This window comes from Pseudomonas sp. GP01-A4 (assembly GCF_058780865.1).
This window is the reverse complement of sequence record NZ_JBYSWF010000045.1, coordinates 38,480-62,296: the sequence shown is the minus strand read 5'-3', so window position 1 is coordinate 62,296 and position 23,817 is coordinate 38,480. Positions and strand designations below refer to the sequence as shown.

The 23,817-nt window shown below is 61.2% G+C and carries 24 protein-coding genes and 1 pseudogene; 15 read left to right on the top strand and 10 right to left on the bottom strand.

Translation table 11 applies throughout. The features are described 5' to 3' along the window. Positions 1 to 185: 185 nt before the first annotated feature. Together AC3WKX_RS23005 and aptA are read right to left on the bottom strand one after the other, a co-directional pair. The gene (locus AC3WKX_RS23005; protein ID WP_003211182.1) at positions 186 to 1,679 is read right to left on the bottom strand and encodes a CoA-acylating methylmalonate-semialdehyde dehydrogenase; all 1,494 of its coding nucleotides are present in this window, start codon (positions 1,677 to 1,679) and stop codon (positions 186 to 188) included. Positions 1,680 to 1,718: 39 nt separating this feature from the next. Beyond that, positions 1,719 to 3,068, bottom strand: a complete 1,350-nt coding sequence (aptA, locus tag AC3WKX_RS23000; RefSeq protein ID WP_008430786.1) for an omega-aminotransferase AptA — start codon at positions 3,066 to 3,068, stop codon at positions 1,719 to 1,721. 125 nt (positions 3,069 to 3,193) lie between these two features. On the opposite strand from aptA, the gene AC3WKX_RS22995 reads away from it, so the two are divergent. The 4 genes from AC3WKX_RS22995 to AC3WKX_RS22980 all read left to right on the top strand — a co-directional run bounded on the left by AC3WKX_RS22995 (position 3,194) and on the right by AC3WKX_RS22980 (position 6,936). After that, complete coding sequence (locus AC3WKX_RS22995; protein WP_087693467.1) at positions 3,194 to 4,114, top strand: LysR family transcriptional regulator; 921 nt, start codon at positions 3,194 to 3,196, stop codon at positions 4,112 to 4,114. A gap of 86 nt (positions 4,115 to 4,200) precedes the next feature. Next, the gene (locus tag AC3WKX_RS22990; RefSeq protein ID WP_003211176.1) at positions 4,201 to 5,595 is read left to right on the top strand and encodes a uracil-xanthine permease family protein; all 1,395 of its coding nucleotides are present in this window, start codon (positions 4,201 to 4,203) and stop codon (positions 5,593 to 5,595) included. A gap of 87 nt (positions 5,596 to 5,682) precedes the next feature. After that, entirely contained in the window at positions 5,683 to 6,342 is a 660-nt protein-coding gene (locus AC3WKX_RS22985) for a TetR/AcrR family transcriptional regulator (RefSeq protein ID WP_003211175.1), read from the top strand. 12 nt (positions 6,343 to 6,354) lie between these two features. Next, positions 6,355 to 6,936 (top strand): IMPACT family protein, encoded by a 582-nt coding sequence (locus AC3WKX_RS22980; RefSeq protein WP_102368022.1) that lies wholly within the window; start codon positions 6,355 to 6,357, stop codon positions 6,934 to 6,936. Between the two features lie 302 nt (positions 6,937 to 7,238). Here AC3WKX_RS22980 and AC3WKX_RS22975 read toward each other — a convergent pair whose 3' ends face one another. Then, positions 7,239 to 7,631: a hypothetical protein gene (locus AC3WKX_RS22975; protein ID WP_102605233.1), complete on the bottom strand. Its 393-nt coding sequence runs from the start codon at positions 7,629 to 7,631 to the stop codon at positions 7,239 to 7,241. Between the two features lie 83 nt (positions 7,632 to 7,714). Here AC3WKX_RS22975 and AC3WKX_RS22970 point away from each other — a divergent pair, with 83 nt between their 5' ends. From AC3WKX_RS22970 to AC3WKX_RS22960, 3 genes are all read left to right on the top strand, one after another. After that, positions 7,715 to 8,065 (top strand): MerR family transcriptional regulator, encoded by a 351-nt coding sequence (locus AC3WKX_RS22970; RefSeq protein WP_003211171.1) that lies wholly within the window; start codon positions 7,715 to 7,717, stop codon positions 8,063 to 8,065. Between the two features lie 26 nt (positions 8,066 to 8,091). After that, entirely contained in the window at positions 8,092 to 8,778 is a 687-nt protein-coding gene (locus AC3WKX_RS22965) for an SDR family oxidoreductase (protein ID WP_102605232.1), read from the top strand. 146 nt (positions 8,779 to 8,924) lie between these two features. After that, complete coding sequence (locus tag AC3WKX_RS22960; protein ID WP_102605231.1) at positions 8,925 to 10,283, top strand: 8-oxoguanine deaminase; 1,359 nt, start codon at positions 8,925 to 8,927, stop codon at positions 10,281 to 10,283. A 155-nt stretch (positions 10,284 to 10,438) separates the two neighbouring features. Here AC3WKX_RS22960 and AC3WKX_RS22955 read toward each other — a convergent pair whose 3' ends face one another. Then, the gene (locus AC3WKX_RS22955) at positions 10,439 to 11,527 is read right to left on the bottom strand and encodes a calcium:cation antiporter (RefSeq protein WP_003211166.1); all 1,089 of its coding nucleotides are present in this window, start codon (positions 11,525 to 11,527) and stop codon (positions 10,439 to 10,441) included. Between the two features lie 194 nt (positions 11,528 to 11,721). Between AC3WKX_RS22955 and AC3WKX_RS22950 the strand changes: the two genes are divergently transcribed. Beyond that, positions 11,722 to 12,675 carry an adenosine deaminase gene (locus AC3WKX_RS22950; RefSeq protein WP_008430770.1) on the top strand — a complete coding sequence of 318 codons (954 nt, stop codon included), beginning with the start codon at positions 11,722 to 11,724 and terminating at the stop codon, positions 12,673 to 12,675. Here the strand turns inward: AC3WKX_RS22950 and AC3WKX_RS22945 are convergent. Continuing rightward, the gene (locus tag AC3WKX_RS22945; protein ID WP_102605230.1) at positions 12,672 to 13,364 is read right to left on the bottom strand and encodes an ArsR/SmtB family transcription factor; all 693 of its coding nucleotides are present in this window, start codon (positions 13,362 to 13,364) and stop codon (positions 12,672 to 12,674) included. The two genes, AC3WKX_RS22950 and AC3WKX_RS22945, sit on opposite strands and share 4 nt — an antisense overlap. Before the next feature lie 138 nt (positions 13,365 to 13,502). Continuing rightward, on the bottom strand, positions 13,503 to 14,432 hold the full coding sequence (gene vimR, locus AC3WKX_RS22940) for a transcription regulator VimR (RefSeq protein WP_087693475.1): 930 nt from the start codon (positions 14,430 to 14,432) through the stop codon (positions 13,503 to 13,505). Between the two features lie 117 nt (positions 14,433 to 14,549). On the opposite strand from vimR, the gene AC3WKX_RS22935 reads away from it, so the two are divergent. From AC3WKX_RS22935 to AC3WKX_RS22925, 3 genes are all read left to right on the top strand, one after another. Then, complete coding sequence (locus AC3WKX_RS22935; RefSeq protein ID WP_003211158.1) at positions 14,550 to 14,843, top strand: putative quinol monooxygenase; 294 nt, start codon at positions 14,550 to 14,552, stop codon at positions 14,841 to 14,843. A 27-nt stretch (positions 14,844 to 14,870) separates the two neighbouring features. After that, positions 14,871 to 15,884 carry a zinc-binding alcohol dehydrogenase family protein gene (locus AC3WKX_RS22930; protein ID WP_003211156.1) on the top strand — a complete coding sequence of 338 codons (1,014 nt, stop codon included), beginning with the start codon at positions 14,871 to 14,873 and terminating at the stop codon, positions 15,882 to 15,884. Positions 15,885 to 16,029: 145 nt separating this feature from the next. Further along, on the top strand, positions 16,030 to 16,209 hold the full coding sequence (locus tag AC3WKX_RS22925) for a hypothetical protein (protein ID WP_003211153.1): 180 nt from the start codon (positions 16,030 to 16,032) through the stop codon (positions 16,207 to 16,209). A gap of 6 nt (positions 16,210 to 16,215) precedes the next feature. On the opposite strand, the gene AC3WKX_RS22920 is transcribed toward AC3WKX_RS22925, so the two are convergent. Together AC3WKX_RS22920 and AC3WKX_RS22915 are read right to left on the bottom strand one after the other, a co-directional pair. Continuing rightward, the gene (locus tag AC3WKX_RS22920; protein WP_087693476.1) at positions 16,216 to 17,409 is read right to left on the bottom strand and encodes a multidrug effflux MFS transporter; all 1,194 of its coding nucleotides are present in this window, start codon (positions 17,407 to 17,409) and stop codon (positions 16,216 to 16,218) included. Between the two features lie 87 nt (positions 17,410 to 17,496). Beyond that, a complete protein-coding gene (locus tag AC3WKX_RS22915) occupies positions 17,497 to 17,697 on the bottom strand; it encodes a heavy-metal-associated domain-containing protein (protein WP_003211150.1) in 201 nt (66 codons plus the stop codon). A gap of 147 nt (positions 17,698 to 17,844) precedes the next feature. Here AC3WKX_RS22915 and AC3WKX_RS22910 point away from each other — a divergent pair, with 147 nt between their 5' ends. The 4 genes and pseudogenes from AC3WKX_RS22910 to AC3WKX_RS22895 form a co-directional block, all read left to right on the top strand. Beyond that, complete coding sequence (locus AC3WKX_RS22910; protein ID WP_087693477.1) at positions 17,845 to 18,225, top strand: hypothetical protein; 381 nt, start codon at positions 17,845 to 17,847, stop codon at positions 18,223 to 18,225. 76 nt (positions 18,226 to 18,301) lie between these two features. Then, complete coding sequence (locus AC3WKX_RS22905; protein WP_102605229.1) at positions 18,302 to 20,503, top strand: heavy metal translocating P-type ATPase; 2,202 nt, start codon at positions 18,302 to 18,304, stop codon at positions 20,501 to 20,503. Continuing rightward, complete coding sequence (gene cueR / locus AC3WKX_RS22900) at positions 20,500 to 20,901, top strand: Cu(I)-responsive transcriptional regulator (protein WP_008430758.1); 402 nt, start codon at positions 20,500 to 20,502, stop codon at positions 20,899 to 20,901. The genes AC3WKX_RS22905 and cueR overlap by 4 nt, the downstream gene beginning before the upstream one ends. A gap of 213 nt (positions 20,902 to 21,114) precedes the next feature. Next, positions 21,115 to 21,324, top strand: a pseudogene (locus AC3WKX_RS22895) (MerR family DNA-binding protein); the annotation flags it as partial. Between the two features lie 140 nt (positions 21,325 to 21,464). On the opposite strand, the gene AC3WKX_RS22890 reads toward AC3WKX_RS22895, so the two are convergent. Beyond that, the gene (locus tag AC3WKX_RS22890) at positions 21,465 to 22,364 is read right to left on the bottom strand and encodes a PA4780 family RIO1-like protein kinase (protein WP_008438985.1); all 900 of its coding nucleotides are present in this window, start codon (positions 22,362 to 22,364) and stop codon (positions 21,465 to 21,467) included. Between the two features lie 151 nt (positions 22,365 to 22,515). Further along, entirely contained in the window at positions 22,516 to 23,793 is a 1,278-nt protein-coding gene (locus AC3WKX_RS22885) for an acetyl-CoA C-acetyltransferase (protein WP_087693751.1), read from the bottom strand. Positions 23,794 to 23,817: the final 24 nt, after the last annotated feature.

The following is a 23,817-nucleotide window of genomic DNA, read 5'->3' as shown; positions in this document are numbered from 1 at the left end:
GTCGAAACCTACATAACTCTTTGTTTACCAAGGAGTTTTCCGTTTCGACTGCGCCGGAAGTGGGGCGAATTATAGACTTCCAGAATCTGCCGTCAACACCTTTTTTCACAATACTGTCATATCGGTCAAAAAAGCCCTGAAAAGCAAAGGCCGGCCCCAAGGGGCCGGCCTTCTACTTACCGAACCTACAAGCTAGGAAAGGCAAACTGCGACGCCTCATGACTGGCCCGTTGCGGCCAGCGCTGGGTAATCGCCTTGCGACGCGTATAGAACCGCACCCCATCCGGCCCATAGGCATGCAAGTCGCCAAACAGCGAGCGCTTCCAGCCACCAAAGCTGTGATAAGCCACCGGCACCGGCAACGGCACGTTGACGCCAACCATACCCACTTCAATCTCGTCACAGAACAACCGCGCCGCCTCACCGTCACGGGTGAAGATACAGGTGCCGTTGCCGTACTCGTGATCGTTGATCAACTGCATGGCCGCTTCCAGGCTGTTCACCCGAACCACACACAGCACCGGCCCGAAGATCTCTTCTTTATAGATGCGCATCTGCGGGGTCACGCGGTCGAACAAACTGCCCCCCAGGAAGAAGCCATCTTCATTACCGGCAATACTCAGGCCACGACCATCGACGACCAACTCAGCACCCGAAGAAACGCCGTCCTCTATATAGCCACTGACTTTATCGCGCGCCTGGCCAGTGACCAGCGGCCCCATGTCCAATCCACACGTGGTGCCCGCACCAATCTTCAGCGCCTTGATCTGCGGCACCAGCTTGGCGACCAATGCGTCAGCCACCTGGTCGCCGACACACACGGCAACAGAGATCGCCATGCAACGCTCACCGCACGAACCATACGCCGCGCCCATCAAGGCACTGACAGCGTTATCGAGATCCGCATCCGGCATCAGCACCGCATGGTTCTTCGCCCCGCCCAACGCCTGTACACGCTTGCCGCGCTTGGTGGCTTCGGAATAGATGTACTCGGCGATCGGCGTCGAGCCGACAAAGCTCAACGCCTTGACTTCCGGCGCTTCGATCAGCGCATCCACCGCGCCTTTATCGCCATGCACCACACTCAGCACGCCTTTAGGCAAGCCAGCTTCCTGCAACAGTTGTGCAATCAGCAGCGTCGAGCTTGGATCACGCTCCGACGGCTTGAGGATGAAGCAGTTACCGCAGACGATCGCCAGCGGATACATCCACAACGGCACCATCGCCGGGAAGTTGAACGGCGTAATACCGGCCACCACACCCAACGGCTGGAAGTCAGACCAGGCATCGATATTCGGGCCAACGTTACGGCTGTACTCGCCCTTGAGGATTTCCGGCGCCGAGCACGCGTACTCCACGTTCTCGATCCCGCGCTTGAGTTCACCAGCCGCATCTTCCAGGGTCTTGCCATGCTCTTCGCTGATCAGCTGGGAGATACGCGCTTCGTTCTGCTCAAGCAATTGCTTGAAACGAAACATCACCTGGGCACGCTTGGCCGGTGGCGTGTTACGCCAGGCCGGGAAAGCTGCCTTGGCCGAATCGATGGCGCTTTGAATGGTTTCACGGCTGGCCAACGGCACCTGGTGAATCACCTGGCCAGTCGACGGGTTGTACACGTCGGCAGTGCGACCGTTTTCGGTGACCAATTGGCCGTTGATCAAATGCTGGATGAGGCTCATGCAGGGCTCCTGAAAAGTTGTTCTATATAGAAGGAGGAATCAGTCGATCTTGTTCAGCACTTCGCCGACCGCATCGAACAAGCGATCCAGGTCCTGCGGCTTGCTGTTGAAGGTTGGGCCGAACTGCAGGGTGTCGCCGCCAAAGCGCACGTAGAAGCCGGCTTTCCACAAGGCCATGCCCGCTTCGAACGGACGCACGATGGCATCACCATCACGCGGGGCAATCTGGATCGCACCGGCCAGGCCATAGTTACGAATGTCGATCACGTTCTTGCTGCCCTTCAGGCCGTGCAGCGCATTCTCGAAATGCGGTGCGACTTCGGCCACGCTCTGCACCAGGTTTTCCTTCTGCAGCAGGTCGAGTGCCGCCAAGCCAGCCGCGCAGGCAACCGGGTGGGCCGAGTAGGTGTAGCCGTGCGGGAACTCCACCGCGTACTCTGGCGTCGCCTGATTCATGAACGTCTGATAAATCTCGGTGCTGGCAATCACCGCGCCCATCGGGATCGCGCCGTTGGTGACTTGCTTGGCAATGCACATCAGGTCCGGGGTCACGCCGAAGCTGTCAGCACCAAACATCGAACCGGTACGACCGAAGCCGGTGATCACTTCGTCGAACACCAACAGGATGTTGTGCTGATCGCAGATCTCACGCAGACGCTTCAGGTAACCCTGCGGCGGAACCAGCACGCCGGCAGAGCCCGCCATCGGTTCAACAAACACCGCAGCGATATTCGACGCATCGTGCAACTCGATCAGCTTGAGCAGCTCGTCCGCCAAGGCAATCCCGCCCAGCTCCGGCATGCCACGGGAGAACGCATTGCTCGCCAGCAGGGTGTGAGGCAGATGGTCAACATCCATCAGCCCCTGACCAAAAATCTTACGGTTACCGTTCACGCCGCCCAGGCTGGTACCGGCGATGTTCACGCCGTGATAACCACGGGCACGGCCGATCATCTTGGTCTTGGTCGCCTGGCCTTTCAGGCGCCAGTACGCACGCACCATCTTCACCGCGGTATCGGCACACTCGGAGCCGGAGTCGGTGAAGAACACATGGTTCAGGTTACCCGGGGTCAGGTCGGTAATCTTTTCTGCCAGCTGGAACGACAACGGATGACCGTATTGGAAGCCCGGCGAGTAGTCCAACGTACCCAACTGCTTGGAGACCGCTTCCTGGATTTCCTTGCGAGTGTGCCCGGCGCCGCAGGTCCACAGACCCGACAGCGAGTCATACACCTTGCGCCCCTTGTCATCGGTCAACCAGCTGCCTTCGGCCGCCACGATCAGGCGCGGGTCACGATGGAAGTTGCGGTTGGCGGTGTACGGCATCCAGTGCGCGTCCAGCTTCAATTGGCTGGCCAGGGTGGACGGAGCGTTTTCGGGCATGTTCATGAGCAAAACCTCGCAAGGCAAAAGGCAGCGTCGGGATTGAAAAGCGTTGTTGCAGCTAAATTGCCACGGGGATAAAGTCGGTGAAATCCAACTCTTCTAACCTTCAGTCAGGCCTTCACTAAACTATGAGCAGCCGTCGACCCGACCCTCTGGCCCAAGTCAGCGACTTCGATATCCGCCTGTTGCGCATCTTTCGCAGCGTGGTGGAGTGCGGTGGCTTCTCGGCGGCGGAAACCGTACTGGGGATTGGCCGCTCGGCCATCAGCCAGCAAATGAGTGATCTTGAACAGCGCCTTGGCCTGCGCCTGTGCCAACGCGGGCGGGCGGGTTTTTCCCTGACCGAAGAAGGACGCGAGGTGTACCAGTCGGCGTTGCAGCTGCTCAGCGCCCTGGAAAGTTTTCGCACCGAGGTCAACGGCCTGCACCAACACTTGCGCGGCGAACTGATCATCGGCCTGACCGACAACCTGGTCACCCTGCCCCACATGCGCATCACCCACGCCCTGGCACAGTTGAAGGAACGCGGCCCGGATGTACAGATCCAGATCCGCATGATCGCCCCCAATGAAGTCGAACAAGGGGTGCTCGACGGCCGCCTGCATGTCGGCGTAGTCCCCCAGGCCAGCGCCTTGTCGGGACTTGAATACCAGCCGCTGTACAGCGAACGCTCGCTGCTCTATTGCGCAGTGGGCCACCCGCTGTTTTACGCCGACGACAAGCAACTGGACGACGACCGCGTCAACAGCCAGGACGCCATCGCCCCGACCTTCCGCCTGCCCGCGGATATCCAGGCGCACTACCAGGCACTCAATTGCACCGCCAGTGCCTCGGACCGCGAGGGCATGGCCTTCCTGATCCTGACCGGCCGCTACATCGGCTACCTGCCCGACCACTACGCCAGCCTGTGGGTACAACAAGGCCGACTGCGCGCGCTGAAACCGGCTACACGTTTTTACGATTTGAGCCTCGCTTCGGTCACGCGCAAGGGCCGTCGCCCTCACTTGGTGCTGGAAAGCTTCCTCGAAAGTCTGGCCGCAACGCGCTAACACGGGCCTTACATAAAAACCTGAGCAACTGGACAGCTTTTTGCAAGACAAGGGGATCTCGAACCGTCAGCCATGAGTTCCCCGCCATGCCGCCAGAATCCAACACCCCCAGCGACCTGATCTACGGCCTCAACGATCGGCCCAAACCTTTGCCTGCATTGCTTGCCGCGTTGCAGCATGTGTTGGCTGCCTTCGTCGGCATCATCACCCCGCCGCTGATCATCGGCTCTACCCTGGGCCTGACCGCCCACCTGCCCTACCTGATCAGCATGGCATTGATGGTTTCCGGTGTGGGCACCTTCATCCAGGCGCGCAGGCCGTTTGGCATTGGCGCCGGGATGATCTGCCTGCAAGGCACCAGCTTCGCGTTTCTCGGCGCCGTATTGTCGGCCGGGTTTCTGGTCAAGCAACGCGGCGGCAGCCCGGAAGACATCCTGGCGATGATTTTCGGTATCTGCTTCTTCGGCGCCGCAGTGCAGGTCGTGTTGAGCCGTTTCATCGGTCAGCTCAAAAGGGTAATCACGCCGCTGGTGACCGGCATCGTCATCACACTGATCGGCATCAGCCTGATCAAGGTCGGCATCACTGACCTTGGAGGCGGCTTCAATGCCCCGGACTTCGGCGCGCCAACCAACCTGGCACTCGGCCTGTTCGTGGTACTGACCATCATCCTGCTGAACCGCTCGAACACGCCATGGGTACGGCTCTCCGCCATTATCATCGGCCTCGCACTGGGCAGCCTCGCCGCCTGGTTCAGCGGCAAATTGGTGCCCCAAGCCTTGCCTGACTTGCCATTGATCAGCCTGCCTACACCGTTCCACTTCGGTTTCAACTTCGATTGGAGCGCTTTCCTGCCGGTAGCACTGATTTATCTGATCAGCACCATCGAAACCGTCGGCGACCTCACTGCCAATTGCATGATCGCCCGCCAGCCCATCAGCGGCCCTTCCTATATAAGCCGACTCAAGGGTGGCGTACTGGGAGATGGCATCAGTTGCATGATCGCAGCCACCTTCAGTGCCTTTCCCAACACCACATTCGCCCAGAACAACGGCGTGATCCAGCTGACCGGCGTGGCCAGCCGTTACGTCGGCTTGTACATCGGCGCGGTACTGTTTTGCCTCGGGCTGTTTCCGTTGATTGGTGCGGTGCTGCAGCAAATCCCCAAGCCGGTGCTGGGCGGCGCAACCCTGGTGATGTTCGGCAGCGTAGCGGCGGCCGGCGTGCGCATTCTCGCCCAGGCCCCGCTGGATCGGCGCAGCATGCTGATCATCGCCACCTCGTTCGGCGTCGGCCTGGGGATCGCGGCGCAACCGAACCTGCTGCACCTGATGCCAACCCTGGTGCAGAACCTGTTCGACTCGGCCATCACCAGCGGCGGCCTGACCGCCATCGTATTGTGCCTGCTGCTACCTGAAGCCAAGGCTCCCGTGGATGCCGCAAACCGGACCCTGGAAAGCGACACTCTGGAGCCGCTTTAAGGGTTTTATCGTATCGGGACTTGTCTGGGGCTTGAGGGTGGGTTATCTGTGCACACGTCGCCTTCATCGATCTGCACGGAAACCTCCATGAGCCTCGAAGTTCCTGCCCACAGCAACCACGCCGGAAAACCTGCAAGCCGCATTCGCCAAAAGAACGAACAAGCGATTTTGCAGGCCGCCGAAGACGAGTTCGCCCGTCATGGCTACAAAGGCACCAGCATGAACACCATCGCGGCGAGTGCCGGGTTGCCGAAAGCCAACTTGCACTACTACTTCACCAACAAGCTGGGCCTGTACATCGCGGTGCTCAGCAACATCCTCGAATTGTGGGACAGCACCTTCAACACCCTGACCGCCGAGGATGACCCGGCGGCCGCCCTGACCCGCTATATCCGCACCAAGATGGAATTCTCCCGGCGCCAGCCACAAGCCTCGCGGATCTTCGCGATGGAGATCATCAGCGGCGGTGAGTGCCTGACCGAATATTTCAGCCAGGACTACCGCGCCTGGTTCAGCGGCCGTGCGGCGGTATTCCAGGCCTGGATCGACGCCGGCAAGATGGACCCTATCGACCCGGTGCACCTGATCTTCCTGCTGTGGGGCAGCACCCAGCATTACGCCGACTTTGCCACCCAGATCTGCCGCGTGACCGGGCGCACCAAGCTGACCAAGCAGGACATGGAAGACGCCGGCACCAACCTTATCCACATCATTCTCAAAGGCTGTGGCATCAAGCCGGCCCTCTAAACGAAGTTACCCATGCCTTTCACGCTTACCGGCCTTTGCGAGTTTCGCGAAGAAATTCGCAAAAGCCGCTTCATTACCCTCGCCGCCCCGATCAGCAGCCCCCAGGACGCCCAGGCCTTCATCGACCAGCACAGCGACCTGAACGCCACGCACAACTGCTGGGCCTGGAAACTCGGCGATCAATACCGCAGCAACGACGACGGCGAACCCGGCGGCACGGCCGGGCGCCCGATCCTGGCCGCGATCGAAGCGCAGGATTGCGACCAGGTCGTGGTGCTGGTGATCCGCTGGTACGGCGGCATCCAACTGGGCACCGGCGGCCTGGCCCGCGCCTATGGCGGCGGCGCGAACAAATGCCTGCAAGCCGCCGAACGCGTCGAGCTGATCAAACGGGTGCCGCTGAGCTGCTCCTGTGGTTTTGCCGAGCTGCAGTTGGTGAAGCTGCGAGTGGCCGAACTGGGTGGGCTGGTGATGGAAGAAACCTTCACCGCCAATGGCGTCGACCTGCAGCTGGCCCTCGGCGAGGCACATATCGACACCCTGCAAGCGCAGCTCGCCGACCTGAGTCGCGGGCGCATTCTGCTGGAGCGCTGAAACTGCCCACATCTACTGTGCACCTGCCTGTGGATAACCTGAGCACACTCGCCTGTAACCCTTCTGTCACAAGGGTTTCAGGCGGTTGTACAGTTTTTGTTCAAGGCACTGCACGAAAGTATTAATCCAGCTCAAAAACAGTCAGTTAGGCGGGTTATGTCCTTTAGAACAAAGGGCCACAGCGCTTATATCCACCGGTCACGCTTGCGCACAATTACTGTGGAGCAACCTGTGGATAACCCGTGCAAGAGTCACCCCGCAGCAGAGCCTGCAACGTTCCGGCACAACTGAGCATTTTTTGATCAACTTGTTACTCGGCGCACCGGTATCAACTGAGCCACCGCCCACAGCACTTCAAACACCACGACAATCACCAATACAGTACTGGCACCATGGGCCAGCGCGTAGATCTGCCAGGTGGCAAACAGCACTCGGCCGGCGGCGTCGTAGCGGCCAAAGATCGCTTGTGGGTCGCGGATTCGCAGCACCGACCACACGCAGACAATCGAGCCCATCAGGTTCGCCATCAACATATGCACAGGCGCGAACGGCGGCAGCTCGCCGGGCAGGTTCAACGCCACCAGGGCGTTATGCAGCAGGACAAACGTCCAGGGTGTGACCAGTGCGGCGGTGACAATCAGGTCGTACCAACCGCTGGCCCGAACCAGTCGACGGTATTGGTGTGCGGTCCACATAGCCGTAAGCTCCTTAAATTCAAGAAGCCAGCAGGCTAAAGCCTGGAGTATACTCCAGGGTCAAGCCCCCTTGAGCCCTCTACATGCGTATCGGCGAATTAGCCCAGGCCAGCCAGGTCAGTCGCGACACCCTGCGTTTCTACGAGCAACGCGGGCTGATTGCCGCGCAACGCAGTGCCAACGGTTACCGTGACTACCCCGCCGACATGGTGCAACTGGTGCTGTACATCAAGACCGCCCAGCGCCTGGGCTTCAGCCTGGGTGAAATCGGCAACAGCGTCGGCGCATTATGGCAAGCTCCAGACCCCGACAGCGCCGTGACCCAGCTCCTGCAAGACAAGCTCAACCTGATCGAAACCCGCATCGCCGAACTCGACCAACTGCGCCAGGAGTTGCAGCAAAGGCTCGGCCAGCGTTGTCCACTGAACCCGTGAACCTCCACCGTCAAAGGAAGCCATTCATGTCCACTTCAAAAACCGCACTGATTATCGGCGCCTCCCGGGGCCTGGGCCTTGGCCTGGCCAAGCAACTGCTGACGGACGGCTGGGAGGTGACCGCCACCGTGCGCGACCCGCAAAAGGCCGATGCCTTGAAGGCCTTGGGCGAGGTGCAAATCGAAAAGCTCGACATGGATGACCAGCAGGCGGTAATCGCCCTCAGCCAGCGCCTCAAGGAAAAAACCTTCGACCTGCTGTTCGTCAACGCAGGTGTCAAAGGCCCGGCCAACCAGGAACCGGGCCACGCCACCCTGGCTGAAGTCGGCCAACTGTTTTTCACCAACGCCGTGGCGCCGATCAACCTGGCCCAGCGTTTTGTCGGGCAGATCCGCCCAGGCACCGGCGTGCTGGCCTTCATGAGTTCGATCCTGGGCAGTGTCACCATTCCCGACGGCTCGGACCTGGCGCTGTACAAGGCCAGCAAGGCCGCCCTCAACTCCATGACCAACAGCTTCGTCACCCAATTGGGCGATCAGAAACTGACCGTGCTGTCGTTGCACCCGGGCTGGGTGAAAACCGACATGGGTGGCGAAAACGCCCACATCGACGTGCCCACCAGCGTGCGCGGCCTGGTTGACCAGGTGAATGCCTACACCGGCAAGGGCGGCCATCACTTTGTGGACTACAAGGGCGACACCATCGCCTGGTAAAAAAACCGGGATCGTTATCGGCCGATTGCCGTCGATAACGATCCACACGTAAACTGCGCACCTCGCCCTCCCCGGCGACCCTGGATCAGCAGACAGGGCAACACTGAGCTGGCAAACCTGAACCCATCATTCAGAGGAGCCGGCCAATGCCTGCGACCCGTATCTGGTTAAAAAACCCCCTCGCGATTTTCACTGCCAATGGCCTCGACGCCCGTGGCGGCCTGGTGCTGCAAGACGGTGTGATCACCGAAGTGCTGGGCTGGGGCCAAGAACCCTCCGTGCCCTGTGGGCAAGTCTTTGATGCCCGCGAGCATGTGGTGCTTCCGGGGCTGATCAACACCCACCATCACTTCTATCAAACCCTGACCCGCGCCTGGGCGCCGGTGGTCAACCAGCCGCTGTTTCCCTGGCTGAAAACCCTGTATCCGGTCTGGGCCCGACTCACCCCGGAAAAACTCGCGCTGGCGAGCAAAGTGGCCCTGGCCGAACTGCTGCTCTCGGGCTGCACCACGGCGGCAGACCACCACTACCTGTTCCCTGACGGCCTGGAACAGGCGATCGACGTGCAGGTCGACAGCGTGCGCGAACTGGGCATGCGCGCCATGCTCACCCGCGGCTCCATGAGCCTGGGCGAGGCCGACGGCGGGCTGCCACCGCAACAAACCGTGCAGCAAGGCGAAGTGATTCTGGAAGACAGCCGCCGCCTGATCCGCCAGTACCACGAGCGCGGTGACGGCGCACAAATCCAGATCGCCCTGGCGCCCTGCTCGCCGTTTTCCGTTACCCCGGAAATCATGGAAGCCAGCGCCGAGCTGGCCAACAACCTCGACGTGCGCCTGCATACCCACCTGGCGGAAACCCTCGACGAAGAAGACTTCTGCCTGCAGCGTTTCGGCCTGCGCACCGTGGATTACCTCGACAGCGTCGGCTGGCTAGGCCCGCGCACGTGGCTGGCCCACGGGATTCACTTCAACCCGGAAGAAATCGCACGCCTCGGAGCTGCCGGTACCGGCATCTGCCATTGCCCGAGCTCGAACATGCGCCTGGCTTCCGGGATATGCCCAACGCTGGACCTGCTGGCCGCCGGCGCACCGATTGGCCTGGGGGTGGACGGTTCGGCATCCAATGATGCATCGAACATGATCCTCGAAACGCGCCAGGCCCTGTACATCCAGCGCCTGCGTTACGGGGCAGAGAAGATCACCCCGGAACGGGTGTTGGGTTGGGCGACAAAAGGTTCGGCGCAGTTACTCGGTCGCAGCGACATCGGCGAACTGGCCGTAGGCAAACAGGCCGACCTGGCGTTGTTCAAGCTCGATGAACTGCGCTTCTCCGGCAGCCATGACCCGATCTCGGCGCTGCTGCTGTGTGGCGCCGACCGAGCGGACCGGGTGATGGTCGGCGGCAAATGGCGGGTGATCGACGGGCAGGTCGAGGGCCTGGACCTGAAAGGCTTGATTGCCGATCACAGCCAGGCGGCACGGGAACTGATCAACCGGACTTAACTGAAGAAACACTTTTCAAATGTGGGAGCGGGCTTGCTCGCGAATGCGTTGGGTCAGTCAACATATCTGGCGACTGACACTCCGTATTCGCGAGCAAGCCCGCTCCCACACAAGCCCGGTTTCCACAATTATTTCTGCGGTGTTTTCAGGATTGGTTACAGTCCAAGCAGCGACAGCATGATAAACGTCGCAAACAACACAAAATGGGTCATCCCTTCGATGGCGTTGGTTTCGCCATCGTTGAGGTTGATCGCGCTGACAATCAACGTGATAAACACCATCACGGTCTGCACCGGCGTCATCGCCATCTGAAACGGCTGGCCGGTGTACAAGGCCATGGCTTCCATCACCGGCACGGTCAAAATCACCGTCGACAGAGAAGCCCCCAGCGCGATGTTCACCACCGACTGCATGCGGTTGGCCAGCGCTGCGCGCAACGCCGTCAAAATCTCCGGGGCGGCGGAAATCGCGGCCACGATGATCGCCGTGATCACGGGTGGGGCACCCGTTCCTTCCAGGCCCAGGTCGAGGGTCTTGGACATCACCTCGGCCAACGCGCCAATCACGATCACGCCAAACACCAGCGTCCCGATGGAAAACGCCAGGTTGATCGGCGGCGACTCTTCTTCCGGCTGTTTCTTGCGGCGTTTTTCCGGGTAGCTGTAGCTGAAGAAATAACTGTGGGGCCCCACCTGCATCCGCAGGAACAACGTGTAGAGCACTACCATCGCGCCGATGGTGAAGGCCGAGTAAATTTTCCAGTCGGCCTCGGGGATAAATTCCGGCACCACCATCGACACACCCATGGCGGTAAGGATCATCACGCTGTAGGTGCGCGCCGAATCGTCGTTGTAGGACTGTTCACCATGCTTGATGCCGCCCATCAGTGCAGCCAGGCCGAGGATGCCGTTGATGTCGAGCATCACCGCCGAATAAATGGTGTCGCGCACCAGGGTCGGCGAGGGCTCGTTGCTCATCATGATCGCCAGGATCACCACTTCCACCAGCACGGCGGCGAGGGTCAGGATCATGGTGCCGTAGGGGTCGCCGACCTTTTCCGCCAGTTGCTCGGCGTGATGGGCCACGCGCATCGAGGCCACGACGATAAAGCCGATCAGCGCTATGCCAGCCAACAGCGCCACCATCTGCCCGCTGTGCAGCATCCAGTGCTCCAGCGGGTAGGCAGCGATGGCGGCAATCAGCGCCAGCAGCATGAATTTTTCTTGCTTGATAGATGTGAGCATTGCAGGCCTTTTGAACGCGGCGAATCCGTCATTGATGGGGTACAGACTGCACCGCGCCGCTAACGTTTCGTTACACCTTAGTTCATGCACTGCTTGCACGGTGCCTGTGGATGCTCACCGCTTGGTCAGGTTTTGCCGATTATTTCGGCGTGCGCCTGTAGAATGCCGCCATTGCACCTGATGAGAATTTATAAATGTACGATTGGCTCAACGCCCTGCCCAAGGCTGAATTGCACCTGCACCTGGAAGGCTCGCTGGAGCCTGAGCTGCTGTTCGCCCTGGCCGAACGCAACAAGATCGCGCTGCCGTGGAACGACGTCGAAACCCTGCGCAAGGCCTACGCCTTCAACAACCTGCAAGAGTTTCTCGACCTCTACTACAAGGGCGCCGATGTACTGCGCACTTCCCAGGATTTCTACGACCTGACCTGGGCCTACCTGCTGCGCTGCAAGGCGCAGAACGTGATCCACACCGAACCGTTCTTCGACCCACAGACCCACACCGACCGTGGCGTACCGTTCGAAGTGGTGCTCAACGGCATTGCCGCCGCCTTGAAAGACGGCGAGCAACAACTGGGCATCACCAGCGGTTTGATCTTGAGCTTCCTGCGCCACTTGAGCGAAGAAGAGGCCGAAAAAACCCTCGACCAGGCACTGCCATTCCGTGATGCGTTTGTTGCCGTGGGCCTGGACAGCTCGGAAATGGGCCACCCACCGAGCAAGTTCCAGCGCGTGTTTGATCGTGCCCGTCACGAAGGTTTCCTGACCGTCGCCCACGCCGGTGAAGAAGGCCCGCCGGAGTACATCTGGGAAGCCATCGACCTGCTGAAGATCCAGCGTATCGACCATGGCGTACGCGCCATTGAAGACGAGCGCCTGATGCAGCGGATCATCGACGAACAGATCCCGCTGACGGTGTGCCCGTTGTCCAACACCAAGCTCTGCGTGTTCGACGACATGTCCCAGCACAACATCCTCGACATGCTTGAGCGTGGGGTGAAAGTGACGGTGAACTCGGACGATCCGGCGTACTTCGGCGGTTATGTCACCGAGAACTTCCATGCGCTGTACACCTCGCTGGGCATGACCCAGGACCAGGCCAAGCGCCTGGCGCAAAACAGCCTGGATGCACGGTTGGTCAAGCCTTAATCAGCGACCGGTCTGGCGAGCCGGGCAATTTCCAGTTGCCCGGCTTCACTGACCTGCAACGCCTGGGACTCATTGATCACGCTGACCCAGTTCGACTGCAGGCACAACTGCAACAACGCGGCCCCCAACGCACCACCCAGGTGTGGCTGCTGTTCGCTCCAATCAAAACAATCGCACACGATCGGCTGAGCCAGTGCCTGGGTAAAAATCCCCAGCGCTGCGAGTTTGCGCGCACCTGACGGCGTCACGTCCGTACGCTGTTCCGCGCGCTCGATCCACCCGGCCGCCATCATCCGTTGATACAAACCCGCTGCCAGCTCGCCCCCCAGGTGACCATGGCACAGCCGCGCTCGCCGTAAAGCCGCAGGCGCAGTCAATGACCGCGAATGAATGGGCGTGCTGCGGGCGACGCTGGCCATCGTGGTGCAGGCCAATGCATCCACGGCGGCCGCCACATCGGCGGCGGCCACCCGGAAAAAGCGTTTGCCCCTGCGGGCTTCGACACGCAACAGGCCACCGGCCGTCAATCGCGTCAGATGCGCATTCGCCGAGGCCGATGACAGCCCGGCAAGTGCCGCCAATTCATCGGAGGGTTTGGCCGAGCCGTCCATCAATGCCCACACCATCGCGGTGCGTTTCGGGTCGGCCAGCAAGGTGGCGATCTGACTGATGCAAGGTGCCTGTTCCATGTGCTCATTCACTCCCTGTTGAATCATTTGTCTGCTGCGTCTGGCGGAAAAGTATAAGCGTGAAAACGCCGGGTTCCGTGCCGTCTTACAGCGCAACCAAGGACAGAAGCTGAAGGAAATTTCCCGATATCCCCGGGGTTATGGTGTAGAAGCTGATCGCTCCGGCAATTGCGCAGTCAATGTCGCACAACGGGCAACGAGCATTTCCCGCAGAAGATTGATCGGCTTGCTCAGTTGCGCGCGATGGGCACACAACAGATTGAGCGGCGTACGTTCGCCCCGCAGCTCCGGCAGGATCAGCCGCAGGCGCCCCGCCAGCACATCCGAGCTGACATCCAGCCAGGACTTGTAGGCGATACCTACCCCCGCCACCGCCCAGCGTCGCACCACATCGGCATCATCACTGAAGCGGTCGCCCGTCACCGTCAGGCCGACATCACGCTTGCCATCGTTAAACCCCCAATGGTCATGCACCCGGCTGCCGAGCATGTACAGCAGGCAATTGTGCTGAGTCAGTTGCTCCAGGTGGCGCGGCTCGCCGTGCCGCGCCAGATAGCTGGGAGCAGCGCAGAGCACGCGGCAGTTGTCCGGGGCGATGGGCAACGCGATCAGGCTGGAGTCTTCGGGTTCGCCGTAGCGCAGGGCGATATCCACCGGCTGGCGGAACAGGTCGGCAATCCGGTCGCCCAACAACAGGCGTACGCTCAGGTCGGGGTATTCGCGCTGGAACTCATCGAGCCAGGGCAACAACTGGTTACGGCCAAAGTCCGACGGCGCCGAGAGTTGAAGCACCCCGCTGACCTGATCCTGGCCGCTGGCCAACAATCGTCGGCCTTCATCCAGGCTGCTCAAGGCGGCCCGGGCGTATTCCAGGAAGCCTTCGCCCTCGGCCGTCAGGCGCAGGCTGCGGGTGGAACGCGCCAACAACCGTGCGCCCAACTGCTGCTCGATGCGCTTCAACGCCGCGCTGGCCACCGCCGCCGACATGTCCATCACCCGTGCTGCCGCCGAAAGGCTGCCCAGGTCTGCCGCACGCACAAACAACTGCAAGTCATCAAAACGCAGCACGCCGACCGCCCATTATCAAAAAAGCATTGAAAGAGACTGCTCTTTTAGCGGGTTTTATCTTCCAGAGAAATAGCCAATCATCTGTCCATCCCGTTCATCACGTGTCTGGAGTCGAATATGTCTGCTGCCTTTAACGTCATCGCCACGCTGATCGCCAAACCCGGCCAACAGGCCACCCTGGAAACCCTGCTGCGCGAGCTGCTGGAACCGACCCGCATCGAAGCCGGCTGCCAGCAGTACGACCTGCACCAGGACCTGCAACACCCCGAGACCTTCTACATGCTCGAACGCTGGAGTGACGACGCCGCGCTGGCCGACCACGACCAGAGCGCGCATATCCAGAATTTCCGCACCAAGGCTGCCGACGTGCTTGAGCATTTCGAACTCAAGCGCCTGAAGTTTATTGCCTGATCAACCGCCCCCTTTTTGGAAACCATCATGAAAGCCATCGCCTACTACGCCGCACTGCCGATCAACGATCCAAAATCCCTGCAAGACATCGAACTGCCCGAACCGGTCGCCGGCCCCCGCGACCTGCTGGTGGAAGTCAAAGCCATCTCGGTGAACCCGGTGGACACCAAGGTGCGCCAGAACGTCGCCCCGGAAAACGGCGCGGCCAAAGTGCTGGGCTGGGACGTGGCCGGTGTGGTCAAGGCCGTGGGCAGCGAAGTCAGCCTGTTCAAGGTCGGCGACAAGGTGTTCTACGCCGGCTCCCTGGTACGCCCCGGCGGCAACAGCGAACTGCACACTGTCGATGAGCGCATCGTCGGCCATATGCCGAAAACCCTGGGTTTTGCCGACGCTGCTGCACTGCCGCTGACCGCCATCACCGCCTGGGAATTGCTCTTCGAACGCCTGCAAGTGCGTGAAGGCAAGGCCGATGAAGGCCAGAGCCTGCTGATTGTCGGTGCTTCGGGTGGTGTGGGATCGATCCTGACCCAACTGGCGAAACAGCTCACCGGCCTGAAAGTCATCGGCACCGCCTCCCGTCCTGAAACCCAGGCATGGGCCAAGGACCTGGGCGCCGACCTGGTGATCGACCACAGCAAACCGTTGAGCGAAGAGCTGAAAAACGCCGGCCATCCGCAGGTGAACTACGTCGCCAGCCTGACCCAGACCGACCAGCACCTGGACCAACTGGTGGAAGCGCTGATTCCCCAGGGCAAACTGGCGCTGATCGACGATCCCAAGGCATTGGACGTAAGCAAGCTCAAGCGCAAGAGCCTGTCGCTGCATTGGGAGTTCATGTACACCCGTTCGATGTTCGAGACCAGCGACATGATCGAGCAGCACAACCTGCTCAATCGCGTCGCCGAACTGATCGACGCCGGTACTCTGAAAACCACCGTGGGCGAGCACTTTGGCGTGATCAACGCGGCTAACCTGCGCCGCGCCCACGAACTGCTGGAAAGCGGCAAGGCCAAGGGCAAGATCGTGCTGGAAGGGTTCTAACGAAAGGTTCTGTCAGTGTCGTCTGTTATTCATGTGAGTAATGGACGACACCGCTAGTCAGAGACTTGATCCTTGTCATATTTGTGAGCGTATTCGGGTTTATATTGGCCGCCTTTGCCACGCAATTTACGTGAGGAAGTCAGCAATGAAGATCCTGATAAAAGCGCTAGCAAGATCCGAAGGCAACAAATGGCAGGTCCGTCTCGACCAGAACGCCTTTACCTTCCGCAGTGAGGCCGAGGCCCGCGCGTTTGCCGACACCCTGCAAACCCGTATCCAGGCGCCTCACCGATTCCCCGAAAGCCAGCAGCGCTCTGCTGGCTGATCCTGATCAGTCCGCCGCTTGCAGTGCCCGTTGGCGCTGCAGGCGCCGGGTCAGCATCGCGAACGTTACGGCCAATACGCCACACAAGCTGATGACCATTGCCATCGGCATCGCCGTGCCGTCGTGCAGCACGCCGACCAACGACGCTGCGCCTGCGGCCACACCAAACTGAATGCAGCCGAGCAACGCCGACGCGCTGCCCGCCCGAGCGCCCTGCCCGCTCATGGCGCAGGCCGAGGTATTGGGCAAAATGCAGCCCAGGCTGGCGATGCAGATAAACAGCGGTACCAGCAGTGGCCACAAAGCGTCCGTACGCAGCGCAGTAATTGCCAGCAACGACAGACCCGCCGCCAGGTAAACCCACACCGTGCGCGACAGCAAAAATGCCGGACCACGCGACGCGAGCAAACGCGCATTGACCTGTGCCACCAGGATAAAGCCCGCGGCATTCGAGCCGAATACCCAGCCATAGTGTTCGGCGGGCACGCCATAAAGCTTGATAAAGACGAAGGGCGAGCCCGCGATGTAGGCAAACATACCGGCAATCGAGATGCCGCCGGTCAAGGCATAGCCCAGGTACACCCGGTCCGACAGCAACCGGCCGTACTGGCGCAGTGCGCCTGACAGCGGCTGGCGCGGTTGATGGGCCGGGAAGCTTTCCGGCAGCCCGACTGCTACCGCAATGGCCGCCATCACACTGAACACCGTCAGCGCCAGGAAGATCGACTGCCAGCCCCAGACGCCAACCATCACCCCGCCCGCCAGCGGCGCGAGGATCGGCGCCAGCCCGGTGACCAGCATCAGTTGGGAAAACACCTTGGCCGAGCCCACCGCGTCGCATTTATCGCTGACCACCGCCCGCGAGATCACCATGCCCGCGCAGCCGCCCAGGGCCTGGACGAAACGCGCGCCGATCAGCCATTCCAGGGACGGCGCGTACGCACAGGCGAAGGACGCCAGGGTAAACAGGGTGACGCCGCTGAGCAGCGGCCCGCGCCGGCCAAAACGGTCTGCCAGCGGTCCATAGATCAACTGGCCGATCGCCAGGCCCGTGAAGTACACGGCCAAGGTCAGCTGAATATGTTTTTCGTCGGTGCCGAATGCCACGGCCATGGCCGGGAAACCCGGCAGGTAGAAGTCGATGGCCAGCGGCGCGAACGCGCTCAAGGCCCCCAAGATCAGGATTATACGAAGGTTCATCAGGCACCCAGGTGAGTCGGCAGCCCAACAGTCTAGCCGGGCTCGGGTGCCTTGAACATTAAGTTAGCTCGCTAACTATTCAAAAAGTCAGGCGAGCTTGGCGCTGTAGCCTTCTTCACTGATCAGGTTGATCACCTCTGCCGGCGACAGCAGGCTGCTTTCCACGCCGACTTCCTTTGTCGCGAGGTCGACGCGCACGCTGGCCGCCGGGTCCTTATCCTGCACCGCCTGGGTTACTGAGCGGACACAGTGGCCGCAGGTCATTCCTTCAACGCTGAATACTTGCATGACATGACTCCTTTAATGAGGTTGCCCGCAGTGTTGACCTTGCCACGATGGCAAGGTCAAGTTCTGAAAACATCGGCCGGGCTGGCATTCATTCGCGCCCTCGGCCAAGCTGCACTTATCCACGATGTGAACCTCGGAGAATTCGCCATGCGCTGGTCATTTTTTGGCCTTGTCAGCCTGATGGGCTTTTTTGCTGCTGTGCCACCGGCCAGCGCAGATGAAGATTATGCGGTGCTGATCATTTCCCGGGAGCGCCTGGAAGTGCCGACCAACTGCGAGATTGGCTTGTACATTCAGGACCAGTTGGCCGGGCGGCTGTTCCAGGAGCAGGCCACCTCCTTCAACTTGCCGGCCGGGAATGTGTCGTTGCGCCTGAAGTTGTTACCGGGGCAATCCCAGGGTTGCTTGCCGGGCATGCTCGCGCCACCTGCGCAAAACATCACGTTGAAGGCGGGTGACGTGCGCAAGTTGCGTATCGCGCAAGGGCCGGACGGCATGTACCTGAAACCGGCCGCATTGGAATACTGAAACATTGATCTAACGCCTTGACCTTCCCCACAGGTCAAGGTTGATCCTAGGGGCAATCTCTCCTGGAGTACTGCCCATGAACGGATCCACCACCTTCGACCTGCCGATCAGCGGCATGACCTGCGCCAGCTGCGCCGGGCGGGTTGAACGGGCACTGGGCAAAGTGCCCGGGGTGCAAAGTGTCAGCGTCAACCTGGCCAACGAACGCGCCCACATTGAAGTGCTCGGCCAGATGGACCCCGGCGTCCTGATCGCCGCCGTCGACAAGGCCGGCTACACCGCCACCCTGCCCCAAAGCGAAACCGCCACCCAGGCCAGCCAGGAACAACGCCTGAGCCATGAACGCTGGTCGCTGCTGCTGGCAATTCTGCTCGCCGCGCCGTTGGTGCTGCCGATGCTGGTGCAACCGTTAGGGCTGCACTGGATGCTCCCGGCCTGGGTGCAATTTGCCCTGGCCACCCCGGTGCAATTCATCTTCGGTGCGCGCTTCTATATCGCGGCCTGGAAAGCCGTGCGCGCCGGAGCGGGCAATATGGACCTGTTGGTCGCCATCGGCACCAGCGCCGGTTACGGCCTGAGTATCTATGAATGGCTCACGGCGTCCGCCGGCACAATGCCCCACCTGTATTTCGAAGCCTCGGCGGTGGTGATCGCCCTGGTGCTGCTGGGCAAATATTTGGAAAGCCGCGCCAAGCGCCAGACCGCCAGTGCCATCCGCGCTCTGGAAGCCTTGCGCCCCGAGCGGGCGATTCAAGTAATCGACGGCCGCGAGCAGGACGTCGCCATCACCGCCCTCAAGCTGAATGACCTGGTGCTGGTCAAACCCGGCGAACGCTTCCCGGTGGACGGCGAAGTGGTCGAAGGCCAAAGCCACGCCGACGAAGCCTTGATCAGCGGTGAAAGCCTGCCGGTGCCGAAGCAGCCTGGCGACGCAGTCACCGGCGGCGCCATCAATGGCGAAGGCCGGCTGCTGGTGCGTACCCTGGCCCTCGGCGCGGAAAGCGTGCTGGCGCGGATCATCCGCCTGGTGGAAGACGCCCAGGCCGCCAAGGCACCGATCCAGAAACTGGTGGATAAAGTCAGCCAGGTGTTCGTGCCGGTGGTGCTGGTGCTGGCCTTGGCCACGCTGGTCGGCTGGTGGCTGTATGGCGCACCGCTGGAAGTCGCGCTGATCAATGCCGTGACCGTATTGGTGATCGCCTGCCCTTGCGCCCTTGGCCTGGCCACACCTACCGCCATCATGGCCGGTACCGGCGTTGCCGCCCGCCACGGCATCCTGATCAAGGACGCCGAAGCCCTGGAGCGCGCCCATGAAGTCAGCGCCGTGGTGTTCGACAAGACCGGCACCCTGACCTCCGGCGCACCAAAAATTGCGCACCTGGCCGCCATTGACGGCAATCAAGGAGCGCTCCTGCAACAGGCCGGCGCGCTGCAGCGCGGCAGTGAACACCCATTGGCCAAGGCGGTGCTGGATGCCTGTGCCGAACAAGGTTTGAACGTCGCGGATGTCAGCGCCAGCCAGTCCCTTACCGGGCGTGGCATTGCAGGCACCCTAGATGGCCGGCAACTGGCGCTGGGCAACCGTCGCCTGCTGGAAGAAACCGGCTTGAGCACCGGTGATCTCGCCGATTCGGCCAGTGCGTGGGAGGCCGAAGGCCGCACCTTGTCCTGGCTGATCGAGCAAGGCCCGCAGCCCCGCGTGCTGGGTTTGTTTGCCTTCGGTGACACGCTTAAACCGGGCGCCCTGCAAGCGATACAAGCACTCAAGGCTCGGCATATCAGCAGCCACCTGCTGACCGGCGATAACCGTGGCAGCGCCCGCGTGGTGGCCGAAGCCCTGGGCATCGATGACGTGCACGCCGAGGTGTTGCCTGCGGACAAGGCGGCTACCGTCGCCGAGCTGAAAAAGACCGGCGTGGTGGCAATGGTCGGCGACGGCATCAACGACGCACCGGCCCTGGCCGCGGCCGACATCGGCATCGCCATGGGCGGCGGTACCGACGTGGCGATGCACGCGGCAGGTATTACCCTGATGCGCGGCGATCCACGGCTGGTGCCGGCAGCCCTGGAAATAAGCCGCAAGACCTATGCGAAAATTCGACAGAATCTGTTCTGGGCCTTTGTGTATAACTTGATCGGCATTCCGCTGGCGGCGTTCGGCCTGCTCAACCCGGTGATGGCTGGCGCGGCCATGGCCCTGTCCAGTGTCAGCGTGGTGAGCAACGCACTGCTGTTGAAAACCTGGAAACCCAAGGACCTGGAGGACGAGCGTCCATGAACATCGGCCAAGCAGCACGCCAAAGCGGCCTGAGCGCGAAGATGATTCGTTACTACGAGTCCATCGGCTTGCTGAAAGCCGCCCATCGCACCGACAGCGGCTACCGCATTTATGGCGCCGATGACTTGCACACCCTCGCGTTTATCAAGCGTTCGCGGGACCTGGGGTTTTCCCTGGAAGAGGTCGGCAAGTTGCTGACGCTGTGGCAGGACCGGGGACGCGCGAGTGCCGACGTCAAGGCGCTGGCCCGCCAGCATATCGATGAGCTGAACCAGAAGATCCTCGAGTTGGGGCAGTTGCGCGACACGTTGCAGGACCTGGTGGAACACTGCCAGGGCGATCATCGGCCGGATTGCCCGATTCTCAAGGAGTTGGCGTCGGGCAGTTGTTGCACCTGAGCAAGTTTAACCAGGCATGCACGGAACCTAATGTGGGAGCGGGCTTGCTCGCGAATGCGGAGTGTCAGTCAATACATCAGTTGACTGAACCAGCGCTTTCGCGAGCAAGCCCGCTCCCACATTTGGATATCCACTCGCCGTTGGATCACTGCATCCAGGGCGGCGGTGGCGGTTCTTCCGACGCCTTGCTCGGTGGCGCATCGTCTGCCGCACGAGTTGCTGACCCTCTGGCAGGACCGGGGCCGTGCGAGTGCCGACCTGAAGGCGCTGGCCCGCCAGCATATCGATGAGCTGAACCAGAAGATCCGCGAGCTGGGGCAATTGCGCGATACGTTGCAGGACCTGGTGGAACACTGCCAGGGCGATCACCGGCCGGATTGCCCGATTCTCAAGGAGTTGGCGTCGGGCAGTTGTTGCACCTGAGCAAGTTTAACCAGGCATGCACGGAACCTGGGAGCGGGCTTGCTCGCGAATGCGGAGTGTCAGTCAATACATCAGTTGACTGAACCAGCGCTTTCGCGAGCAAGCCCGCTCCCACATTTGGATATCCACTCGCCGTTGGATCACTGCATCCAGGGCGGCGGTGGCGGCTCTTCCGACGCCTTGCTCGGTGGCGCATCGTCTGCCGCGCGAATCGCCTGGCGACGCTCTTCATCGAGCCGCGCCGCTTCGATCTCGCGGATAACACCGCCCACGTCAGCCAGCTCTTCCGGTTCGTCGAACTCGCCGGTCAACACACTGGCCGGGTGCAGAGTGCCGGCTTCATACAGCGCCCACATCTCCTTGGCGTACTTGGTCTTCTTCAATTCCGGGGCAAAGCGCCCGAAGTAGGAAGCCATGTTGCCCACATCCCGTTCCAGCATGCTGAACGCGTGGTTGTTGCCCGCGGCATCCACCGCCTGAGGCAGGTCGATGATCACCGGGCCCGTCGGCGTCAGCAGCACGTTGAACTCGGAAAGGTCACCGTGCACCAGGCCGGTACACAACATCAGCACGATCTGGGTAATCAGGAAGGCGTGATATTCACGGGCCTGGTCCGGCTCCAGCGTCACGTCGTTCAAACGTGGCGCCGCGTCGCCGTATTCATCGGCCACCAGCTCCATCAGCAGCACGCCTTCGAGGAAGTCGTACGGCTTGGGCACGCGAACACCCGCACCGGCCAGGCGAAACAGCGCCGCTACCTCAGCGTTCTGCCAGGCATCTTCGGTTTCTTTCTTGCCGAACTTGGAGCCCTTGGCCATGGCCCGGGCCTGACGGCTGTTGCGGACCTTGCGGCCTTCCTGGTATTCGGACGCCTGACGAAAACTTCGTTTATTCGCCTCCTTGTAGACCTTGGCGCAACGTAACTCGTTGCCGCAGCGCACCACGTAAACAGCTGCTTCTTTACCACTCATGAGTGGGCGCAGCACCTCGTCGACCAGACCGTCCTCGATCAGGGGTTCAATGCGTTTAGGAGTCTTCATCAGCTTTTATTGTGGGTCCTTTATTACCAAACACGCGTATGGCACTCGTTATACGGCAATCCTCTCGCCGCGGGGAGAGGGTACCGACCTTTGACCGCTTAAGAATGCATCCAATATGCCAAATTGACCGGCGGCCCGATCATAGCCGAGATCAGCGCTCAATAATCGCGGTGACGCCCTGGCCCCCGGCGGCGCAGATCGAGATCAGGCCCCGGCCCTTACCGGCTGCGTCCAGCAGCTTGGCCAGGTTGGCGACGATACGCCCGCCCGTGGCAGCAAACGGATGGCCGGCGGCCAATGAGCTGCCCTTGACGTTCAAGCGGCTGCGGTCGATAGAGCCCAGCGGTGCATCCAGCCCCAGGCGGGTCTTGCAGTATTCCGGATCTTCCCAGGCTTTCAGCGTGCACAACACTTGGGCAGCGAAGGCTTCGTGAATCTCGTAGTAATCGAAGTCCTGCAGGGTCAGGCCATTCCTCGCCAGCAGGCGCGGCACGGCGTACACCGGCGCCATCAGCAGGCCTTCGGCGCCGTTGACGAAATCCACCGCCGCCGCTTCGCCATCGCGCAGGTAGGCGAGAATCGGCAAGCCGCGCTCCTTGGCCCAGGCTTCACTGCCCAGCAGCACCAACGAGGCGCCATCGGTCAGCGGCGTCGAGTTACCGGCGGTGAGGGTGCCCTTTTCACTGCGCTCGAAGGCGGGCTTGAGGCTGGCGAGTTTTTCCAGGGTCAGGTCGGGGCGCAGGTTGTTGTCGCGGGTCAGGCCAAGAAAGGGCGTGAGCAAATCGTTTTGCCAGCCTTCGGCGTAGGACGCGGCCATTTTCTGATGGCTTTCCAGCGCCAACTGATCCTGCTCGGCGCGGGGGATCTGCCAGGTCTGCGCCATCAACTCGCAATGCTGGCCCATGGACAACCCGGTGCGCGGTTCGCCGTTGCGCGGCAGCTCCGGCTTGAGGTGATGGGGACGAAGTTGTAACAAGACTTTAAGTTTATCCGCCATGGATTTGCTGCGATTGGCTTGCAGCAGGATTTTGCGCAGGCCCTCATTCACCCCGATAGGCGCGTCGGACGTGGTGTCGACGCCGCCGGCAATCCCGCTTTCGATCTGCCCCAGCGCAATCTTGTTCGCCACCAGCAACGCGGCTTCCAGCCCCGTGCCACAGGCCTGCTGAATATCGTAGGCCGGGGTTTGCGGCGACAGGCGCGAGCCCAGCACGCACTCGCGGGTCAGGTTGAAGTCGCGGGAATGCTTGAGCACCGCCCCGGCGGCCACCTCGCCAATACGCAGGCCGTGCAGGTTGTAGCGTTCGATCAGGCCTTCGAGGGCGGCGGTCAACATCGCCTGGTTGCTCGCCGTGGCGTAAGGGCCGTTGGAGCGGGCGAAGGGGATGCGGTTACCGCCAATGATCGCTACACGGCGCAATTGAGTCATGGAAAGCTCCCTTGAGGTTATGGG

Excerpts from the sequence above, each read along its gene's own strand:
- AC3WKX_RS23005 (WP_003211182.1), bottom strand. The coding sequence starts at position 1,679 with ATGAGCCTCATCCAGCATTTGATCAACGGCCAATTGGTCACCGAAAAC.
- aptA (WP_008430786.1), bottom strand. The coding sequence starts at position 3,068 with ATGAACATGCCCGAAAACGCTCCGTCCACCCTGGCCAGCCAATTGAAG.
- AC3WKX_RS22995 (WP_087693467.1), top strand. The coding sequence starts at position 3,194 with ATGAGCAGCCGTCGACCCGACCCTCTGGCCCAAGTCAGCGACTTCGAT.
- AC3WKX_RS22990 (WP_003211176.1), top strand. The coding sequence starts at position 4,201 with ATGCCGCCAGAATCCAACACCCCCAGCGACCTGATCTACGGCCTCAAC.
- AC3WKX_RS22985 (WP_003211175.1), top strand. The coding sequence starts at position 5,683 with ATGAGCCTCGAAGTTCCTGCCCACAGCAACCACGCCGGAAAACCTGCA.
- AC3WKX_RS22980 (WP_102368022.1), top strand. The coding sequence starts at position 6,355 with ATGCCTTTCACGCTTACCGGCCTTTGCGAGTTTCGCGAAGAAATTCGC.
- AC3WKX_RS22975 (WP_102605233.1), bottom strand. The coding sequence starts at position 7,631 with ATGTGGACCGCACACCAATACCGTCGACTGGTTCGGGCCAGCGGTTGG.
- AC3WKX_RS22970 (WP_003211171.1), top strand. The coding sequence starts at position 7,715 with ATGCGTATCGGCGAATTAGCCCAGGCCAGCCAGGTCAGTCGCGACACC.
- AC3WKX_RS22965 (WP_102605232.1), top strand. The coding sequence starts at position 8,092 with ATGTCCACTTCAAAAACCGCACTGATTATCGGCGCCTCCCGGGGCCTG.
- AC3WKX_RS22960 (WP_102605231.1), top strand. The coding sequence starts at position 8,925 with ATGCCTGCGACCCGTATCTGGTTAAAAAACCCCCTCGCGATTTTCACT.
- AC3WKX_RS22955 (WP_003211166.1), bottom strand. The coding sequence starts at position 11,527 with ATGCTCACATCTATCAAGCAAGAAAAATTCATGCTGCTGGCGCTGATT.
- AC3WKX_RS22950 (WP_008430770.1), top strand. The coding sequence starts at position 11,722 with ATGTACGATTGGCTCAACGCCCTGCCCAAGGCTGAATTGCACCTGCAC.
- AC3WKX_RS22945 (WP_102605230.1), bottom strand. The coding sequence starts at position 13,364 with ATGGAACAGGCACCTTGCATCAGTCAGATCGCCACCTTGCTGGCCGAC.
- AC3WKX_RS22935 (WP_003211158.1), top strand. The coding sequence starts at position 14,550 with ATGTCTGCTGCCTTTAACGTCATCGCCACGCTGATCGCCAAACCCGGC.
- AC3WKX_RS22930 (WP_003211156.1), top strand. The coding sequence starts at position 14,871 with ATGAAAGCCATCGCCTACTACGCCGCACTGCCGATCAACGATCCAAAA.
- AC3WKX_RS22925 (WP_003211153.1), top strand. The coding sequence starts at position 16,030 with ATGAAGATCCTGATAAAAGCGCTAGCAAGATCCGAAGGCAACAAATGG.
- AC3WKX_RS22920 (WP_087693476.1), bottom strand. The coding sequence starts at position 17,409 with ATGAACCTTCGTATAATCCTGATCTTGGGGGCCTTGAGCGCGTTCGCG.
- AC3WKX_RS22915 (WP_003211150.1), bottom strand. The coding sequence starts at position 17,697 with ATGCAAGTATTCAGCGTTGAAGGAATGACCTGCGGCCACTGTGTCCGC.
- AC3WKX_RS22910 (WP_087693477.1), top strand. The coding sequence starts at position 17,845 with ATGCGCTGGTCATTTTTTGGCCTTGTCAGCCTGATGGGCTTTTTTGCT.
- AC3WKX_RS22905 (WP_102605229.1), top strand. The coding sequence starts at position 18,302 with ATGAACGGATCCACCACCTTCGACCTGCCGATCAGCGGCATGACCTGC.
- cueR (WP_008430758.1), top strand. The coding sequence starts at position 20,500 with ATGAACATCGGCCAAGCAGCACGCCAAAGCGGCCTGAGCGCGAAGATG.
- AC3WKX_RS22890 (WP_008438985.1), bottom strand. The coding sequence starts at position 22,364 with ATGAAGACTCCTAAACGCATTGAACCCCTGATCGAGGACGGTCTGGTC.
- AC3WKX_RS22885 (WP_087693751.1), bottom strand. The coding sequence starts at position 23,793 with ATGACTCAATTGCGCCGTGTAGCGATCATTGGCGGTAACCGCATCCCC.